General features: G+C 70.8%; 13 protein-coding genes. 8 read left to right on the top strand and 5 right to left on the bottom strand.

The features are described 5' to 3' along the window. Positions 1 to 47 precede the first annotated feature (47 nt). From ACHWVH_RS17760 to ACHWVH_RS17730, 7 genes are all read left to right on the top strand, one after another. Positions 48 to 2,126: a TonB-dependent siderophore receptor gene (locus ACHWVH_RS17760; protein ID WP_295923876.1), complete on the top strand. Its 2,079-nt coding sequence runs from the start codon at positions 48 to 50 to the stop codon at positions 2,124 to 2,126. Positions 2,127 to 2,376: 250 nt separating this feature from the next. Next, a complete protein-coding gene (locus ACHWVH_RS17755) occupies positions 2,377 to 3,603 on the top strand; it encodes an acetyl-CoA carboxylase biotin carboxylase subunit family protein (protein ID WP_394687654.1) in 1,227 nt (408 codons plus the stop codon). Beyond that, positions 3,600 to 5,396, top strand: coding sequence for an IucA/IucC family protein (locus ACHWVH_RS17750; protein ID WP_394687653.1), 1,797 nt, complete (start codon positions 3,600 to 3,602; stop codon positions 5,394 to 5,396). Before ACHWVH_RS17755 ends, ACHWVH_RS17750 begins: the two co-directional genes overlap by 4 nt. After that, complete coding sequence (locus tag ACHWVH_RS17745) at positions 5,393 to 6,565, top strand: MFS transporter (protein ID WP_267105647.1); 1,173 nt, start codon at positions 5,393 to 5,395, stop codon at positions 6,563 to 6,565. Before ACHWVH_RS17750 ends, ACHWVH_RS17745 begins: the two co-directional genes overlap by 4 nt. Further along, positions 6,543 to 8,300, top strand: coding sequence for an IucA/IucC family protein (locus tag ACHWVH_RS17740; RefSeq protein ID WP_394687652.1), 1,758 nt, complete (start codon positions 6,543 to 6,545; stop codon positions 8,298 to 8,300). Before ACHWVH_RS17745 ends, ACHWVH_RS17740 begins: the two co-directional genes overlap by 23 nt. Next, positions 8,297 to 9,550, top strand: a complete 1,254-nt coding sequence (locus ACHWVH_RS17735; protein WP_295923767.1) for a type III PLP-dependent enzyme — start codon at positions 8,297 to 8,299, stop codon at positions 9,548 to 9,550. Before ACHWVH_RS17740 ends, ACHWVH_RS17735 begins: the two co-directional genes overlap by 4 nt. 54 nt (positions 9,551 to 9,604) lie before the next feature. Further along, entirely contained in the window at positions 9,605 to 9,919 is a 315-nt protein-coding gene (locus tag ACHWVH_RS17730) for a PsiF family protein (RefSeq protein ID WP_017910801.1), read from the top strand. A 95-nt stretch (positions 9,920 to 10,014) separates the two neighbouring features. Here ACHWVH_RS17730 and ACHWVH_RS17725 read toward each other — a convergent pair whose 3' ends face one another. Continuing rightward, complete coding sequence (locus ACHWVH_RS17725) at positions 10,015 to 11,100, bottom strand: sterol desaturase family protein (RefSeq protein ID WP_394687651.1); 1,086 nt, start codon at positions 11,098 to 11,100, stop codon at positions 10,015 to 10,017. A 102-nt stretch (positions 11,101 to 11,202) separates the two neighbouring features. Then, the gene (locus tag ACHWVH_RS17720; protein ID WP_394687650.1) at positions 11,203 to 12,441 is read right to left on the bottom strand and encodes an MFS transporter; all 1,239 of its coding nucleotides are present in this window, start codon (positions 12,439 to 12,441) and stop codon (positions 11,203 to 11,205) included. 93 nt (positions 12,442 to 12,534) lie between these two features. On the opposite strand from ACHWVH_RS17720, the gene ACHWVH_RS17715 reads away from it, so the two are divergent. Then, entirely contained in the window at positions 12,535 to 13,302 is a 768-nt protein-coding gene (locus ACHWVH_RS17715; protein ID WP_394687649.1) for an AraC family transcriptional regulator, read from the top strand. A 25-nt stretch (positions 13,303 to 13,327) separates the two neighbouring features. On the opposite strand, the gene ACHWVH_RS17710 is transcribed toward ACHWVH_RS17715, so the two are convergent. The 3 genes from ACHWVH_RS17710 to clpB form a co-directional block, all read right to left on the bottom strand. Beyond that, positions 13,328 to 14,614, bottom strand: a complete 1,287-nt coding sequence (locus ACHWVH_RS17710) for an O-acetylhomoserine aminocarboxypropyltransferase/cysteine synthase family protein (protein WP_394687648.1) — start codon at positions 14,612 to 14,614, stop codon at positions 13,328 to 13,330. A gap of 130 nt (positions 14,615 to 14,744) precedes the next feature. Further along, positions 14,745 to 15,395: an HAD-IA family hydrolase gene (locus ACHWVH_RS17705; protein WP_295923781.1), complete on the bottom strand. Its 651-nt coding sequence runs from the start codon at positions 15,393 to 15,395 to the stop codon at positions 14,745 to 14,747. Continuing rightward, positions 15,395 to 17,980 (bottom strand): ATP-dependent chaperone ClpB, encoded by a 2,586-nt coding sequence (gene clpB / locus ACHWVH_RS17700; protein ID WP_394687647.1) that lies wholly within the window; start codon positions 17,978 to 17,980, stop codon positions 15,395 to 15,397. Before clpB ends, ACHWVH_RS17705 begins: the two co-directional genes overlap by 1 nt. Positions 17,981 to 18,093 lie beyond the last annotated feature (113 nt).

Genomic DNA, 18,093 nt, shown 5'->3' with positions numbered 1-18,093 from the left:
TCGCTTCGCTTTCCCCTTCGCTGCTGGCCGTCGCCCTCGCCGCCGTCATGCTCGCCCCCTCCAGCGCGCGCGCCGAGGACACTCCGCCCGACGCCGACGCGCAGGCGCGGATCCGCCAGCTCGACGCGGTGCAGGTGCAGGGCAGCCTGCTCGGCCGCTCCACCGTCGAGGACGTGCAGCACTACGCCGGCAGCCGCCAGGTGATCGACAACACGCAACTGCGCACCGGCGCCAACCGCTCGCTGGACGACGCGCTGCAGAAGGTGCCGGGCATCAAGGTGTTCGACGAGACCGGCACCGGCGCGCTGCCGCAGATCATGCTGCGCGGCCTGTACGAGAGCCGTAGCGGCCGCGTGCAGGTGCTCGAGGACGGCATTCCGCTGGCGCTGGCGCCGTACGGGCAGACCAGCCTGTCGTTGTTCCCGGTCGGCCTGAACCAGGTCGACCGCATCGACATCGTGCGCGGCGGCGCGGCGGTGCAGTACGGCCCCAACAACGTCGGCGGCGTGATCAACCTGATCAGCCCGGACATTCCCACCACCTGGACCACCACGCTGGGCCAGAAGGTCACCGCCGGTGGCGCCGGGCATTACCTGGGCGACACCGCGATCAGCACCGGCGGCTACGCCGGCGATACCTTCGGCCTGCAACTGGACGCCAACTGGACCAAGGGCGACTACTGGCGCGAGCACAGCGCCACCGACATCAAGAACCTGCGCCTGCGCGCGGAATGGTGGCTGGCACCGGACACGCTGCTCAAGGCCAGCGTGCAGCGCTACGTCGCCGACATGGACATGGCCGGCGCCTTGTCCACCGCCGACTACCTGCGCGATCCACGCCAGTCGACGCGGCCGCTGGACGCATTCAACGGCCGCACCACGCGCGCCTCGCTGGTCTACCAGCAGGACTTCGGCGATGTGGGGCCGTTCCAGGACCTGCGCCTGGACTGGAGCAATTTCAGCGCGCGCAGCAGCCGCAACTTCATCGTCGGCATGCGCTCGGCGGCCAGCGAGACCTGGCGCCCCGACCTGCCGCCGCAACTGCGGCAGAGTGCCCCGCGCGATTTCCGCGTCTACGGCAGCGAGCCGCGGCTGAGCTGGACGATGGGCGACGGCGCGGTGCGCCAGCAGTGGACGCTGGGCGCGCGCGCGATCAACGAGGACATCGACTTCCTGGTCGGCAACACCCGCCTCAGGGACGGCCTGTACACCCTGGTGCGCGACTGGCGCTTCAAGGACCGCGGCGCCGCCGCCTACGTCAGCGACGCGATCGCCTTCGCCGACGGCCGCGTCACCGTCACCCCCGGCCTGCGCTACGAGCAGGTCGATTCGCGCTACTACAACCTGGCCAGCGGCGCGCGCACGCGCAACAAGACCGACGACGTGCTGCCCGGCCTGACCCTGGGATTCCAGGCCAGCCCGCAGTGGTACCTGTACGCCGACGGACAGCGCTCGCTGCGCGCGCCGCAGGTCACCCAGATCATCTTCGGCGACAACCTCGACGCCGAACTGGCCTGGAACTACGAAGCGGGCGCACGCTACCAGCCCAATGAGCGCACCCGCGTGCAGTTCGGCGGCTACCTGATCGACTTCGACCAGCAGATCCAGCTCGACAACACCACGCGCACCTACCGCAACCTCGGCAAGACCCGCCACCAGGGCGGCGAAGTGGAACTGCAGTGGAGCCCGGCGCAACTGCGCGCGCTGACCCTCAATGCCGGCTACGCCTATCTGGACGCACGGCAGAAATCGGGCGTGTACGACGGCCTGCGCGTGCCCTACACCTCGCGCAACCAGCTCACCCTCGGCGCGTCGTACCGGCCCGACTCCGGTCATACCACCGTCGCCGTTTCCAGCTATTACTTCAGCCGCGCCTTCAGCGATGCGGCCAACACCGTGCAGGAAAACGCGATCGGCTCGGTCGGCGAGCTGCCGGCCTACTGGGTGTGGAACGCGCAGCTGAGCCAGGTGCTCAGCGAAGGCGCCAGCGGCAAGCTCAGCGCGTCGCTGGCGGTCAACAACCTGTTCGATCGCAAGTACTGGTACCGCGGCATCGACACCAGTCCCTGGGGCCGGCAGCCGGCGCCGGGCCGCAGCGTCACCGTCGGCCTCGAGTACACGTTCTGATCCACGCCGGCGTCGGACGACGACGCCGGCAGTCGCACCACCGCGCGCCAGCACGGCGCGCCGCCGCCCGCGGGAGACGCGGGCACCTGCAGCGGACGCAGCCGCGTCCTTCCCCTACCCAGCGCGCGCCCGATGCGATGCGCCAGGCAACCACGCGACCCTGCCGCAGCCGCGGCGCATGCCTCCCGTGTCCGCCTCCGCGCGGCCGCGCCGGCGGCGTGCGTGCGCCTGCGCCCGACGAGACCCGCACATGACCTCGCACGACGCTCCCCTGCTGCTCCTCAGCCACGTCTGCCACCCGGCGGTGACCGATGGCTTCCTCCCCGCCGCGCAGCGCCTGGGCGTGCCGGTGCTGCTGCTGACCGACCACCGCCACGCGCACCTCGACCACTTCCGCCGCCATCCGCCGGCCGCACCGGTGCAGGTGCTGGAGTGCGACGTGTTCAATCCGCTGGGCGTGCTCGACCTGCTCGGCAGCCTGCCGCAGCCGCCGCGCGCGGTATTCAGCAACAGCGATCACCTGCAGACCAGCGCCGCCGTGGTCGCCGCCGCGCTCGGCGTGCCGGGCAAGGATTGGCAGGTCTGCTACGCGGCCAAGAACAAGGCGGCGATGCGCCAGCGGCTGCGCGCGCTCGGCCTGCCGGCGCCGTGGTTCTGCAGCCTGGCGCCGGGCGCGATGCCGCCGGCGCAGGCACCCTGGCCGCTGATCGCCAAGCCGCGCGAAGGCGTGGCCAGCCTGGACGTGCGCCACTGCGCCGGCGCGGCGGCGCTGCAGGCCTACCTCGATGATTTCTGGCAGCGCCACCCGCAGCGCAGCGTGCTGCTGGAGAGCGTGCTGGAGGGTCCGCTGTTCACCCTGGAAACGCTCGGCGACGGGCGCACCCTGCAGCCGATCGGCGGCTTCGACGTGCAACTGTCGGCGCCACCGCATTTCGTCGAATGCGAGGCGCGCTGGCGCAGCGCCATCGACACCCCGGTGCTGCAGCAGGCACTGGCGCAACTGCAGGCGTTCGGCATCGGCTTCGGCGTATGCCACAGCGAGTTCATCCTCACCGCCGACGGCCCGGTGCTGGTGGAGATCAACTACCGCAGCATCGGCGACGGCCGCGAATTCCTGCTCGATCGCCTGTTCGGCGGACACTGGTTCGACAGTGTGCTCGGCCTGCACCTGGGCCGGCCGCTGCCTGCGCTGCAGGCGCGCCGCGCGCAGGCGCTGGTGCGCTACTACGTGGCCGAGCACGACGGCAGGCTGGCGGTGGCCAGTGCCGACCACGCCAGCAGCGACGCGCACTGGGAAGCGCGCTACCGGCGCCTGCGGCAACCCGGCGACGCGATCCGGCTGAGCCACTCCAACAAGGATTACCTGGGCGTGCTGGACGTGCTCGCCGACACCGCGTCGGACCTGCAGCAGGCGCTGGCCAGCACCGAGGCGTCGCTGAACTGGCGCATCGACACCACCACCGGAGTGGCGGCATGAGCCAGGACGCCGACCGCCGCTACATCGACCTGCGCGTGATCGACGCCTGCCTGCGCGAAGACCTGCGCGGCATCGTCAGCCGCGGCGCCGCGGCCACGCCGCCGCCGGCGGTGCTCGCCGCCTGGGCGCAGGCGCCGCTGCCCACAGACGCCATCTGGTGGCGCATCGCGCACCTGCCCGACGGCGAACTGTGGCTGCCGCTGCGTCGCGCCGGCTACCTGCAGACCGTGAGCGCCTGCAGCGACAGCTGGGTCCTGCACACCGGGCAGCACAGTGTCTGCGAATCCGGCGCGGCGCAGTGGCTGGCGCGACTGGGCGCCGGGCTCGATGCGGAGACCCAGGCGCTGCACCGCGCCTATGTCGAGGAAGCCGAGTGCGCGGTACGCCAGCGCGCGCTGGCGCGGCAGGCCTACGCGCAGCAACGGCCGCTGCTGGCCACCGCGCTGGACGCCGCCGACGCGCACGAGCGCGCCTACCGCTGCGAACAACTGGCCAGCCACCGCGACCATCCGTTCTATCCCAGCGCACGCGCCAAGCTCGGCCTGGACGATGCCGACCTGCCGCGCTACGCACCGGAGTTCGGCCCCAGCTTCGCGCTGCGCTGGCTGGCGCTGCCAATCGCGCAGGTCACCCAGACCACGCCGCCGCCGGCGTTCTGGCCGCGCCCGAGCATGCTCGGCCTGGATTCGACGCTGGACGCCGACCACGTCGCCTGGCCGCTGCACCCGCTGATCTTCGCGCGGCTGGGCGAGGACGGCTTCGCCCTGCCGGACGGCGCGATCGCCGCGCCGCAGCCGTGGCTGCAGGTGCGCCCGTCGCTGTCGCTGCGCACGGTGATTCCGCTGGCGTTTCCCGATCATCATCTGAAGCTGCCGGTGCCGATGCGCACGCTCGGCGCGCTCAACCTGCGCCTGATCAAACCGTCCACGCTGTACGACGGGCACTGGTTCGAACGCGTGCTGTGCGACCTGGCCGCGCACGATCCGGCGCTGGGCGAACGCTACCTGCACGTGGACGAGGCGCATGCCGGCCATGTCGGCGAGACCCGGCACCTGTCCTATCTGCTGCGCCGCCATCCGGCGTTGCCGGAGGCGACCCTGGTGCCGGTGGCCGGCCTGTGCGCGACGCTGCCCGATGGCCGGCCGCTGGCCGCGCACCTGGCCGACCGCTTCCATGGCGACGACCTCACCGCCTGGTGGGACAGCTACCTGGCGCTGATGTGCCAGGTGCACCTGCGGCTGTGGCTGCGCTACGGCATCGCGCTGGAGGCCAACCAGCAGAACAGTGTGCTGATCTACGCCGCCGGCCGCGCGCCGCGGCTGCTGATGAAGGACAACGACGCGGCGCGGGTGCTGCTGCCGCGGCTGCACGCGCAACGGCCGGCGCTGGCCGCGCTGGGCACCCCGCGCGATGCGCGTATCGTGGTGCAGGACGACGCCGCGCTGGCGCGGATGTTCTGCACCATCATCCTGCAACTGGATCTGCAGGCGGTGCTGGAAGGGCTGGCGGAATGGCAGCCGGGACTGCGCGCCCCGCTGTACGCACTGCTGCGCGCGCGCCTGCACGGCACCCTGCGCGCGCTGCGTGAGGACGGCATCGACACCGCCCCGGCGCAGGCGCTGCTGGACGCGCCCACGCTGCCGGTGAAGTACCTGCTCAGCGCCGGCAGCCTGCTCGGCAAGCAGATCACCGGCGCGGCGGACATCAACAAGTTCTACGGCGACAGCGCGCCCAACCTGCTGCGCGAGGCTGCGCTGGCGGCGCGCGCGGTCGCGGCCGGGGCGGCGCGATGAAGCGCCTCCTCGGCCCGGTGCTGGCCGCGCATTATCTGGCCGCCTTCACCGCGCTGGGCATGCCGCTGTTCCTGCCGCAGGTGCTGCAGCAGCTCGCGCCGGGTGCGGCGATCGGCTGGAGCGGCGTGCTGTACGTGCTGCCGACGCTGTGCACTGCGCTCACCGCCAGCACCTGGGGCCGGCTGGCCGACCGCTATGGACGCAAGCGCTCGCTGCTGCGCGCGCAACTCGGCCTGGCGCTTGGCTTCCTCATGGCCGGCTTCGCGCCGAACCTGGGCTGGCTGGTCGCCGGCTTGGTCGTGCAAGGCGCCTGCGGCGGCTCGCTGGCCGCGACCAACGCCTATCTCAGCAGCCAGGCGCAGCGTGGCTCGCTGGCGCGGGCGCTGGACTGGACCCAGTTCTCGGCACGGCTGGCGATGGTCACCGCACCGGCGCTGCTCGGCCTGGCCACCGCGCTGGGGCCGGCGCAGTCGCTGTACCGCTACCTGGCGCTGCTGCCGCTGCTGGCCTTCGCGCTGAGCTGGCGGTTGCCGGCCGATCCGCCGCGCGTGCCGGCGGCAGTCGCATCCACACCCGCGATGCCGCAGGCGGATGCGGCGCAGCGCCGCCAGCGCTGGGCGCTGTGGACCACGCAATTCCTGTTCTGTTTCGCGATGGTGGTGACCTTTCCCTACTTCCTGCCGTATGCGCAGGCGCACGGCATCGGCAGCAGCGCGGTCGCCGGCCTGCTGTACAGCCTGCCGCACCTGGTCTACCTGGTGCTGATGCCGTGCTGGCGCGGTCGCGACCACCGCATGTCGCCGCTGCCGGCGGGGCTGGCGCTGTTCGCACTGGCCTGCCTGCTGCAGATGGCGCCGCCGGCGCCCGGCTGGTTGATCGCCGCGCGGCTGCTGTTCGGCCTGGGCATGTGGATGGCGCTGCGAGGCCTCAACCGCAGCCTGGCCGAGGTTGCCGGCGGGCGCGGCGCGGGCCAGTTGTTCGGCCGCTTCGATGCCGCCGGCAAGTACGCCGGCGTCGCCGGCGGCGCCCTCGCCGGTGCCCTGGTGCAAGGCCATGGCCTGGCCGTTCCCTTCCTCGCCGCCGCCGCGGCCGCCCTGCTGGCGCTGCTGCCGGCCCTGATGCTCACGTCCGTTCGGAGAACCGTCCATGTCCCCGTTGCCGATGCATGACCCGTGGTACGACAGCCTGGCGCAAGCGCAGGCGATCACCTGCTGGCTCAACTGCTACCTGCGCGAAGTCGCGCTCGATCGCGGCCTGGCCGACTTCGACTATCGCGGCCTGGACCGGCCCGGCATCGCCGCCGCCGGCGAGCGCTGGCTGCGCCTGCGCCTGCCCTCCGGCGCCACGCTGTGCGTGCGCCTGGCGCATGCCGACCGCCTGGGCCGCTGCCGCTTCGCCTCGGCGCCCTACCTGAAGGCCGATGGCCGTCCGTGGCACTGCCTGGACGCAGAGGCGCTGGTGCGGCTGCTGCTGCAGGAACTCAGCGAAGGCGAGCACGCGCCCAACCTGGAACTGCTGGCGCAGAGCGCCAACAGCATCGCCATCACCGCGCAGTTGCTGCGCCAGGCCGACGCCGCCCAGCCCACCGGCGAGGCGCTGATCGATGCCGAGCAGTCGATGCTGTGGGGCCACGCCTTCCATCCCACGCCCAAGAGCCGCGAAGGCGTGCCGCTGGCGCAGGTGCTGGCCTGCGCGCCGGAAGCGCGCAGCGCCTTCCCGCTGTTCTGGTTCCGCATCGACCCTCGCCTGTACCGCGCACAGGGCGATGACGTACGCGCCACGCTGGCGCAGGCCGGCGGCGGCGCCGACCTGTATCCGTGCCATCCGTGGGAGGCCGAGCGCGTGCTGGCGCATCCGCTGCTGCGCCAGGCGCAGGCGCGCGGCTGGATCGAGCCGCTGGGCGAACGCGGCCTGGCGCTGCGCCCGACCTCGTCGGTGCGCACGCTCTACCACGCCGAGCTCGATCATTTCCTCAAGCTGTCGGTGCACGTGCGCCTGACCAACTGCGTGCGCAAGAACGCCTGGTACGAACTGGAAAGCGCGGTGGCGCTGACCCGCCTGCTGGCGCCGGACTGGCAGGCGCTGGCGCAGCGCGTGCCTGGCTTCCACGTGCTGCTGGAGCCGGCCGCCACCGATCTGGACTTCTCCGCGCTGGACGCCGATGCGCAGGCCTGCCGCGAACTGGGCGAGAGCTTCGGCGTGCTGTACCGGCAGGCGATCCCCGCGGCGCAGCGCGCGCGCTATCGCCCACAGGTGGCCGGTGCGCTGTTCACCAACGACGCACGCGGCGAGCCGGCTTGCGCCGCCGCACTGCAGACACTGGCGCAGCGCAGCGGCAGCAACCTGGAGGCGGCCACCGCGGCCTGGTTCCGCGCCTATGCGCGACTGCTGCTGGATGGCGTGTGGAGCGCCTGGTTCGGCTACGGCATCGTGCTGGAGCCACACCTGCAGAACACCGTGATCGGCTGCGAGGACGGCCTGCCGACACAGGTGTGGATCCGCGACCTGGAGGGCACCAAGCTGCTGCCGTCGCGCTGGCCGGCCGCACGCCTGCCCGGCATGTCCGAGACCGCGCGACAGTCGCTGTATTACAGCGCCGAACGCGGCTGGAACCGCATCGCCTACTGCGCGCTGGTCAACAACCTGGCCGAAGCGATCTTCCACCTCGCCGACGGCCACGACCGCCGCGAACGCCAGCTGTGGCAGATCGTCCGCGACATCGCGCGCAGCTGGCAGCAGCGCCACGGCACGCAACCGGCACTGCAGGCCCTGCTCGACGGCGCGCCGCTGCCGGCCAAGAACAACCTGCGCCTGCGCCTGTTGCAGCGCGCCGACCGCCATGCCGACTACAGCTTCCTGCCCAACCCGATCGGCAGCGCCGCGCTGCGGCAGGCGGCGGCATGAGCCTGCGCATCGATCCTGCCCCACTGCACGCGGCGCTGGCGCAGTTGCGCACGCAGGCCGACGGCCCGGTCTGCGCCTACGTCTACGACCTGGCCGCGCTGCAGACGCACGCGGCGATGCTGCGCGCACACCTGCCGGCCGAGTGCGAGCTGTTCTATGCGGCCAAGGCCAATGCCGAGCAGCCGGTGCTGCGCACGCTGGCACCGTGGGTGGACGGTTTCGAGGCGGCCTCCGGCGGCGAACTGCAATGGCTGCACACGCACCAGCCGGGCCGCCGGCTGCTGTTCGGCGGCCCCGGCAAGCTCGATACCGAACTGCAGTTGGCCGCCAGCCTGCCCGACTGCAGCGTGCATGTGGAAAGCCTGGGCGAATTGCAGCGACTGGCGCGCATCGCCGCGTCGCGGCAGCGGCCGCTGTCGGTGTTCCTGCGCCTGAACATCGTGGTGCCGGGCATGCAGGACACGCGCCTGGTGATGGGCGGGCGGCCCTCGCCGTTCGGCCTGGACGTGGACGACCTGGATGCCGCGATGCAGGTGCTGCGCGGCGCGAGCGGGCTGCGCCTGGACGGCTTCCACTTCCACCTGCTGTCGCACCAGCGCGATGCGCAGTTGCAGTTGCTGCTGATCGCGCACTATCTGCAGACCGTGCAGGGCTGGCGCCAGGCCTACGCGCTGGGCCCGCTGACGGTGAATGCCGGTGGCGGCTTCGGCGTGGACTACGCCGATCCTGCGGACTCGTTCGACTGGGCCGCGTTCTGCGCCGGGTTGCCGGCGCTGCTGCGCACGCACGGCCAAGGCCTGCGCCTTCGCCTGGAGCCGGGTCGCTACGTCAGCGCCGCCTGCGGCTGGTACCTGATGGAAGTGCTGGACATCAAGCGCAGCCATGGCGCGCAGTTCGCGATCGGCCGCGGCGGCACCCATCATTTCCGCACGCCTGCCGCGCAGGGCCACGACCATCCGTTCCTGGTGCTGCGCGGCACGCAGCCGCCGGTGCTGCGCGATGCGCGGGTGACCCTGGTCGGGCAACTGTGCACGCCCAAGGACGTGCTGGCCCGCGACCAGCCGGTGGCCGCACTGGCACCTGGCGACTGCCTGGCGTTCCCGCTGGCCGGCGCCTACGCCTGGAACATCTCGCACCAGCAGTTCCTGATGCATCCACCGCCGCAGATGCTGTTCCTCGACGGCCCGGCGCAGGCCGCCGACGCCTTGCCGCAGCGCCGCATTGCCGACCCGGCCACCGCGGCGTCATGATCCGGTCACCCGTGCCGGCGCACCCTGCCGGCACATCCAACCGGAGCTGCCGCCATGACCCGTTCCGCCCGCTTCGCCGCCACCTGTCTGCTGCTGAGCTTCACCGCCGCCCCACTGCTGGCCACCGCCGCGACCAAGCCGCAGACCGCACAACAGACCCTGATGGCCAAGTGCTCGGCCCAGAACAAGGGCAAGAAAGGCGATGAGTACAAGAGCGCGCAAAAGGCCTGCCTCAGCGGCGGCACCGCCCCGGCGGCGGGCAACGCCTCGCAGCAACGGATGAAGGACTGCAACGCCCAAGCCGCGACGCAGAAGCTACAGGGCGACGCCCGCAAGACCTTCATGAGCGGTTGTCTGAAGAAGCAGTGAGCCGACTAGCCCCTCTCCCCCCGGGAGAGGGGTTGGGGTGAGGGTACGACAGCCAGCGAGACCGGCAACAACCGCATTGCCAACCGCCACGGCTCCTACGAATCCCGACTCCCCACTCCCGAATCCCCGCCACTCAACGGCAAGCCCGCATGATCCACCGGGATCGGCGCATAGTCCTCGCCGAACGCGACCTCGCCCGGCGTCCATCCTGAGCGGCGCCGCACCGCGCCCCAGAAGCGCTTGAGCCCTTCCACCTGCAGCGCCACCAGGCCCAGCTCGTTGTCGCGGTCCACCATCGGATCGCCCACCCCGGTCGGCCGCACCGGCTCGCCATACAGCGCGGTGCCGAACAGCACGTCCCAGAACGCGAACACCTGGCCGAAGTTGCAGTTGTGCAGCCCCGGCCGCTCCGGGTCCACGCGCATGTGGTGCAGGCGGTGGAACGGCGGATCGACCAGGATCTTGTCGAGCACCGGACCGAAGCCGAACCGGGTGTTGGCATGCGACAGGTTCTGCACCAGCTCGCCGAGCAGCATCAGCCAGGCGAACTCGTCGGCCTCGATGCCGAATGCGATGCCCACCGCGGCCAGCACGAACGACTGCAGCATGCCGTCCAGGTAGTTGCTGCGGTCGTTGGCCCAGCAGCTGAGCTGGCGCTGGCTGTGGTGCATGCTGTGCATCGCCCACCACCACGGCATCCAGTGCTGCACCCGGTGCATCCAGTAGTAGGTGAAGTCGTAGGCCAGGTAGTACAGCGCGAACAGCACCAGCGGATGCCGGTCCAGCCACGGCCACAGATGGCGCAGGCCGGTCTCCGGCGCCGCCGCGGCGTTGGGGTCGGCGCCGCCCAGCGCGTTGACCACCGGGGTCAGGATCAGGAACGAGAACAGCGGGAACACCCCGATCAACATCAGCCAGGTGTAGTGGAAGTCGATCCGCGCCAGCCGCCGATGTTCCCAGCGCTCGGCCGGCCACAGGCTCTCCAGCGGCCGGAACAGCACGCCGATGATGGACAGTTGCAATGCCGCCACCAGCAACGAGGCGGCGATGTCGTGCGGATCGTCGCTGAGTCCGGTCAGATGCAGCGCCGCCAGCAGCGGTGCTACCGCGTGGCTGGCGACCAGGTCGACCAGCGTGGACCAGGCGTGGGCAACGGACGAGACCAGGGCGATGACAGGCATGCGAAGACGGCGATGGGGGCGCGACGGCCGGCGCGACAGCATGCGGCCGCTTGCTTTCGCCAAGCTGTCCACGCCGGCCGATGCCGGCCACGCGCGGTCGCGCTAGTGCGTCGCGACGGCGTCGGGTCGCCGGCTCGGCAGCAGCGCGGCGACGATGCCCAGCAGCGGCAGGAACGACATCACCTGGTACACGAAGACGATGCCGCGGTGGTCGGCGAGCAGCCCCAGCACCGCCGCGCCCAGCCCGCCCATGCCGAAGGCGAAGCCGAAGAACAGCCCGGAGATGGTGCCGATGCGTCCGGGCATCATTTCCTGCGCATACACCAGGATCGCCGAGAACGCCGAGGACAACACGAAGCCGATCAGCACGGTCAACGCGGTGGCCGCATGCAGGCCCACATGCGGCAGCGCCAGCGCGAACGGCGCCACGCCCAGGATCGACACCCAGATCACCGGCTTGCGGCCGATGCGGTCGCCGACCGGGCCGCCGATCAGCGTGCCCAGCGCCGAGGCCAACAGGAACGCGAACAGGTGCAGCTGCGCACTCTGCACCGAGATGCCGAAGCGCTGGATCAGGTAGAACGTGTAGTAGCTGCTCAGGCCGGCGATGTAGAAATACTTGGAGAAGATCAGCAGCAGCAGGATGCCGACGATGCGCACCACCGTGGCGCGCGGCAGCGCCGGCACCGCGGCGACCGGCCGCGGCGTCGCGCGCGCGGCCTGCAGGTGCAGCGCGTACCAGCGCCCGACGTAGGACAACAGGGCGATGCCGAGCAACGCCGCGGCGCCGAACCAGGCCACGCTGTGGCGGCCGTTGGGCACGATCACCGCCGCGGCGATCAGCGGCCCCAGCGCGGTGCCGGTATTGCCGCCGACCTGGAACACCGACTGGGCCAGACCATGGCGGCCGCCCGAGGCCAGCCGCGCGATGCGCGAGGATTCGGGATGGAAGATCGCCGAGCCGATCCCGACCAAGGCCGCCGCCAGCAACACCATGCCGAAGCTGGGCGCATAGGCCAGCAGCAACAGCCCGCACAGCGTGGAACTCATGCCTATCGGCAGCGAATACGGCGCCGGCCGGCGATCGGTGCGCAGCCCGATCAGCGGCTGGAACAGCGAGGCGGTGATCTGGTACGTGAGGGTGATCAGGCCGACCTGGGCGAAGCTGAGCTGGAACTGGCCCTTCAGCACCGGATACAGCGCCAGGATCAGCGACTGCATCATGTCGTTGATCAGGTGCGAGGAGGTGATCGCAGCCAGAACGCCGGACGCGACCTTGCGCGGGGCGACGGGAGCGGCGGGAGCGGCAGCGACGGGCGCGGCAGGGCGCAGCGTGGACATGGCGGGACGGGAATTGCCGGGAGTGCGTGCATGGTAGGCTGCCCTGCCCCGACCTTCTTGCGCGACATGCCCAGTAACCATCGCAAAAAGGACATGCTGGTGCCGCGCGCCGGCCGCAATGCGGACGACGCGCCCGCCGACGTGGTGTGCAAGGCCGTCGACTACCCGCCCGACAGCGCCATCGCCCCGCACCGGCATGCGCGTCATCAGTTGATCTACGCGGTGTCCGGCCTGATGGTGGTGCGGTCAGGCCAGGGCCACTGGGTGGTGCCGAGCACGCGCGCGCTGTGGATCCCCGCCGGCACCGAGCACAGCGTGCGCTGGATCGGCGTCCTGCGCATGCGCAGCCTGTACATCCGCCCCGCCGCCATCGCCGGCATGCCAGACACGCCGACGGTGATGGCGGTGGAGCCGCTGCTGGAAGCACTGATCCGCAGCGCCGCGGAGATCCCCTGGGACCACGCCGCCGACTCGCGCGACGGGCGGCTGATGCGGCTGATCCTGGACGAACTGCATGCCCTGCCGGCGCTGCCGCTGTACCTGCCGCAGCCGCGCGATCCGCGCCTGCTGCGCATCGCCGCCGCGCTCGACGCCGACCCGGCCGATGCCACCACCCTGCACGCCTGGGCCGCGGCGCTGGGTGTGGACGTCAAGACCATCCAGCGCCTGTGCCAACGCGAACTGCAGATGCGCTTCGGCCAGTGGCGCCAGCAACTGCGCCTGCTGCGCGGGCTCGAACGGCTGGCCGCCGGCGACCGCATCATCGACGTGGCGGTGGAACTGGGCTACGACAGCCCCAGCGCGTTCACCGCCATGTTCAAGCGCCAGTTCGGGCAGCCGCCGAGCCAGTTCTTCCGCTGAGCACGCGTGCAGCCCGCGACGTGGCTCAGGCCTGCGCCAGCGCCTGCCGCAGGTCGGCGAGCAGGTCGTCGATGTGCTCGATGCCCACCGACAGCCGCACCGTATCCTCGCTGACCCCGCTGCGCTGCAATTCCTCGGGCGAGAGCTGGCGATGCGTGGTGGACGCCGGATGCGTGGCCAGCGACTTGGCGTCGCCGATGTTGACCAGGCGGGTGAACAGTTGCAGCGCATCGAGGAAGCGCGCGCCGGCGGCGCGGCCGCCGCGCAGGCCGAAGGTCAGCACGCCCGAGCCGTGGCCGCGCAGGTACTTTTGCGCCAGCGCGTGCTCGGGATGGTCCGGTAGGACGGCGTAGTTGACCCACTCCACCTTGGCCTCGCCCTGCAGGTGCCGCGCCAGCGCCAGCGCGTTCTGGTTGATCCGGTCCATGCGCAACGGCAGCGTCTCGATGCCCTGCAGGATCTGGAAGGCGTTGAACGGCGACAGCGCCGCGCCGGTGTTGCGCAGCGGCACCACCCGCGCGCGGCCGATGTAGGCCGCCTCGCCCAGCGCCTGGGTGTAGACCACGCCGTGGTAGCTCACGTCCGGCTCGTTGAGGCGGCGGAAGCGCTGCGCGTGCGCCGCCCACGGGAAGCGCCCGGAATCGACGATCGCCCCGCCCAGGCTGGTGCCGTGGCCGCCCAGGTACTTGGTCAGCGAATGCACCACGATGTCGGCGCCGAACTCGAACGGCCGCAGCAGGTACGGCGTGGGCACGGTGTTGTCGACGATCAGCGGTACGCCGTGGGCGTGGGCGATGGCGGCCACCGCTTCCAGGTCGGTGACGTTGCCACGCGGATTGCCGATCGACTCGACGAAGATGGCCTTGGTGCGCTCGTCGATCAGTCCGGCGAAGGCACCGGGATCGCGATAGTCGGCGAAGCGGGTCTGGATGCCGGACAGCGGCAGCGTATGCGCGAACAGGTTGTAGGTGCCGCCGTACAGCGCACTGGAGGAAACGATGTTGTCGCCGGCCTCGGCGATGGTCTGGATGGCATAGGTCACCGCCGCCTGCCCGGAGGCCACCGCCAGCGCGCCGATGCCGCCTTCCAGCGCGGCGATGCGCTGCTCCAGCACGTCGGTGGTGGGGTTCATGATGCGGCTGTAGATGTTGCCCTGCACTTTCAGGTCGAACAGGTCGGCGCCGTGCTGGGTGTCGTCGAAGGCATAGGCCACGGTCTGGTAGATCGGCACCGCTACCGCGCGGGTGGTCGGATCGGGGCGATAACCGCCGTGCACGGCGATGGTTTCCAGCTTCCAGTTCGGGTCGGACATGGCGCGCGTCTCGGCAACGAGGGAGCGCAGACGATAGCGCCGCGCACGACGGCAGATGCAAACCTGCGGTTATGAGGCCATGCCGCTGGGTTGTCAGCGCTGCGGCCGGTAACGTGGCGGCCCGCCGGGCTCAGTCGTCGCCGAGCACGCCCTGGGCGAACAGCCAGGCACGCAACGCGTCGATGCCGACGTAGCGCTCGGCACGCAGGCCCAGGGCGCGTGCCGCCTCGACATGGACCGCCGTGTCATCGACGAACAACACCTCGTCCGCGGCCATCCGGAGTTGCGCCAGCACATGCAGGAAGATCGCCGGCTCCGGCTTGATCGCGCCGACCTCGCTCGAATTCACCACGGCATCGAACAGGTCGGCGAGGCCGAGCGCCTGCAGGTCGTGCGGCAGGCGCGAGGTGGCGTTGCTCAGCAGCACCACGGGCACGCGCTGGCGCACCTGTCGCAGCAGCGCCAGCACGGGCTGGTTGAGGCGGGCCGCCGTCGGCGCGGACCAGGCGGCGACCAGCGCCGCGACGTCGGCCTGGGGCGCCAGCGCGGCGAGACGCGCGACCACCTCGGCGCGCCATTGCGCATCGCTGGTGGCACCACGGATCGCCGGCTCCAGCAGCGCCGGCGCGAACGCCACCGCGCGCAGACTGCCCGGCGGCACGCCGTGCGCGCGCTCCAGCGTCGCATCGTCGTCGGGCCACAGCCGCAGCACGCCGTCCATGTCCACCAGCAGGGCGCGCGCCGCCGACACAGCGGAACGCGCCTGCGCGATGGAACCCATCAGGCCTTCTCGAACACCAGCTTGCCGCCCTCGGCCTCGACCTTGATGGTGTCGCCGCTGAGGAACTGGCCGGACAGGATCTGCTGCGCCAGCGGGTTCTCCAGTTGCGCCTGGATCGCGCGCTTGAGCGGACGCGCGCCGTACACCGGGTCGAAGCCGACATTGCCGAGCAGCTCCAGCGCGCGCTCGCCCAGTTCGATCTTCAGCCCGCGCTCGGCCAGGCGCTTCTCCAGGCCATGCAGCTGGATGCGCGCGATCGACTTGATCTGCGCCTTGTCCAGCGGATGGAACACCACGATGTCGTCCAGGCGGTTGATGAACTCCGGGCGGAAGTGCGCCTGCACCACGCCCATCACCGCCGCCTTCATCTGCGTGTAGGCCTCGGCGCTGCCGTCGCCGCTCAGCTCCTGGATCTGGTGCGAGCCCAGGTTGGAGGTCATCACGATGACGGTGTTGCGGAAGTCCACGGTGCGCCCCTGGCCATCGGTGAGGCGGCCGTCGTCGAGCACCTGCAGCAGGATGTTGAACACGTCGCTGTGCGCCTTCTCGACTTCGTCGAGCAGGATCAGCGAATACGGCCGACGCCGCACCGCCTCCGTCAGGTAGCCGCCTTCCTCATAGCCGACATAGCCCGGAGGCGCACCGATCAGCCGCGCCACCGAGTGCTTCTCCATGAACTCGCTCATGTCGATGCGGATCATCGCGTCGCTGCTGTCGAACAGGAACTCGGCCAGCGCCTTGCACAGCTCGGTCTTGCCGACGCCGGTGGGGCCCAGGAACAGGAACGAGCCGCTGGGCCGGTTCGGATCGGACAGGCCGGCGCGCGAGCGGCGCACCGCGTCGGACACCACCTTGATCGCCTCTTCCTGGCCGACCACGCGCTGGTGCAGTTCGTCCTCCATGCGCAGCAGCTTGTCGCGCTCGCCCTCGAGCATCTTGTTGACCGGGATACCGGTCCAGCGCGACACCACCTCGGCGATCTCCTCGGCGGTGACGCGGTCCTGCACCAGCTTGAAGTCGTGCTGTTCGGCTTCGTTGGCCGCGGCCAGCTGCTTCTCCAGGTTCGGCAGCAGGCCGTACTGGATCTCGCTCATCTTGGCGTAGTCCTGGCGCCGCTGCGCGGCCTCCAGTTCCACGCGCGCCTGCTCGATCTGCTCCTTGATCTTGGTCGCGCCCTGCAGCGCCGCCTTCTCCGACTTCCACACCTCGTCCAGGTCGGAGAACTCGCGCTCGAGCTTGTCGATGTCGCTCTCCAGGTCGGCCAGGCGCTGCCGCGAGGCCTCGTCCTTCTCCTTCTTCAGCATCTCGCGCTGGATCTTGAGCTGGATCAGCCGCCGTTCCAAGCGATCCAGTTCCTCCGGCTTGGAGTCGATCTCCATGCGGATGCGGCTGGCCGCTTCGTCCATCAGGTCGATGGCCTTGTCCGGCAACTGGCGGTCGGTGATGTAGCGATTGGACAGGGTGGCCGCGGCGACGATCGCCGGGTCGGTGATCTCCACGCCGTGGTGCACCGCGTAGCGCTCCTTGAGCCCGCGCAGGATGGCGATGGTGTCCTCCACGCTCGGCTCGCCGACGAACACCTTCTGGAAGCGCCGCTCCAGCGCCGCGTCCTTCTCGATGTACTTGCGGTACTCGTCGAGGGTGGTGGCGCCGATGCAGTGCAGCTCGCCGCGCGCCAGCGCCGGCTTGAGCATGTTGCCCGCGTCCATGGCGCCATCGGCCTTGCCGGCGCCGACCATGGTGTGCAGTTCGTCGATGAACAGGATGATCTGGCCCTCGTTCTTGGACAGATCGTTGAGCACGCCCTTGAGCCGCTCCTCGAACTCGCCGCGGAACTTGGCGCCGGCGATCAGCGCGCCCATGTCCAGCGACAACACGCGCTTGCCGCGCAGGCCTTCGGGCACTTCGCCATTGACGATGCGCTGGGCCAGGCCCTCGACGATGGCGGTCTTGCCCACGCCGGGCTCGCCGATCAGCACTGGGTTGTTCTTGGTACGCCGCTGCAGCACCTGCACGGTGCGGCGGATTTCCTCGTCGCGGCCGATCACCGGATCGAGCTTGCCGCTCTCGGCGCGCGCGGTGAGGTCGATGGTGTACTTCTCCAGCGCCTGGCGCTGTTCCTCGGCGTTTTCCGATTGCACGGTCTCGCCGCCGCGCAGCTTGTCGATGGCGGCCTCGAGCTTCTTCTTGTCGGCGCCGGCCGCGCGCAGCGCCAGGCCCAACGGGCCGCCGTCGTCGGCCGCGGCCAGCACGAACCACTCGCTGGCTATGAACTGGTCGTTGTGCTGCTGCGCCAGCTTGTCGGTCTGGTTGAGCAGGCGGCTGAGATCGTTGCCCATCGACAGGTTGCCGGGCTGGCCGCTGACCTTGGGCAGCTTGTCCAGCGCCTCGCCGAGCCGCTCGCGCAGCACCGGCACGTTGACGCCGGCCTGCGCCAGCAACGGCCGGGTGCTGCCGCCGGCCTGGTCGAGCAGCGCCACGAACACGTGCACCGGTTCGATGATGGTGTGGTCGCGGCCCACGGCCAGCGACTGCGCGTCGGCCAGGGCCTGCTGGAAGCGCGAGGTGAGCTTGTCCATCCGCATCGGGAAGTCCTCTGAAGGAAAGGGCCGGCCGTGCCGGCATGCCAGCAAAATGCGGCTGTTCGCCCCTGTTTCAAGGCCGTCCGCGACGTCTGTATACACCTCGCGGGACGGCG

This window comes from uncultured Xanthomonas sp. (assembly GCF_964278005.1).
GTDB classification, from domain to species: domain Bacteria; phylum Pseudomonadota; class Gammaproteobacteria; order Xanthomonadales; family Xanthomonadaceae; genus Xanthomonas_A; species Xanthomonas_A sontii.
This window is presented reverse-complemented; position numbering and strand designations above follow the sequence as displayed.

What these genes read in the sequence shown, in the direction of transcription:
- ACHWVH_RS17745 (WP_267105647.1), top strand. Translation starts at nt 5,393, where the DNA reads ATGAAGCGCCTCCTCGGCCCGGTGCTGGCCGCGCATTATCTGGCCGCC.
- ACHWVH_RS17715 (WP_394687649.1), top strand. Translation starts at nt 12,535, where the DNA reads ATGCTGGTGCCGCGCGCCGGCCGCAATGCGGACGACGCGCCCGCCGAC.
- ACHWVH_RS17710 (WP_394687648.1), bottom strand. Translation starts at nt 14,614, where the DNA reads ATGTCCGACCCGAACTGGAAGCTGGAAACCATCGCCGTGCACGGCGGT.
- clpB (WP_394687647.1), bottom strand. Translation starts at nt 17,980, where the DNA reads ATGCGGATGGACAAGCTCACCTCGCGCTTCCAGCAGGCCCTGGCCGAC.
- ACHWVH_RS17760 (WP_295923876.1), top strand. Translation starts at nt 48, where the DNA reads ATGCTCGCCCCCTCCAGCGCGCGCGCCGAGGACACTCCGCCCGACGCC.
- ACHWVH_RS17740 (WP_394687652.1), top strand. Translation starts at nt 6,543, where the DNA reads ATGTCCCCGTTGCCGATGCATGACCCGTGGTACGACAGCCTGGCGCAA.
- ACHWVH_RS17730 (WP_017910801.1), top strand. Translation starts at nt 9,605, where the DNA reads ATGACCCGTTCCGCCCGCTTCGCCGCCACCTGTCTGCTGCTGAGCTTC.
- ACHWVH_RS17750 (WP_394687653.1), top strand. Translation starts at nt 3,600, where the DNA reads ATGAGCCAGGACGCCGACCGCCGCTACATCGACCTGCGCGTGATCGAC.
- ACHWVH_RS17720 (WP_394687650.1), bottom strand. Translation starts at nt 12,441, where the DNA reads ATGTCCACGCTGCGCCCTGCCGCGCCCGTCGCTGCCGCTCCCGCCGCT.
- ACHWVH_RS17735 (WP_295923767.1), top strand. Translation starts at nt 8,297, where the DNA reads ATGAGCCTGCGCATCGATCCTGCCCCACTGCACGCGGCGCTGGCGCAG.
- ACHWVH_RS17755 (WP_394687654.1), top strand. Translation starts at nt 2,377, where the DNA reads ATGACCTCGCACGACGCTCCCCTGCTGCTCCTCAGCCACGTCTGCCAC.
- ACHWVH_RS17725 (WP_394687651.1), bottom strand. Translation starts at nt 11,100, where the DNA reads ATGCCTGTCATCGCCCTGGTCTCGTCCGTTGCCCACGCCTGGTCCACG.
- ACHWVH_RS17705 (WP_295923781.1), bottom strand. Translation starts at nt 15,395, where the DNA reads ATGGGTTCCATCGCGCAGGCGCGTTCCGCTGTGTCGGCGGCGCGCGCC.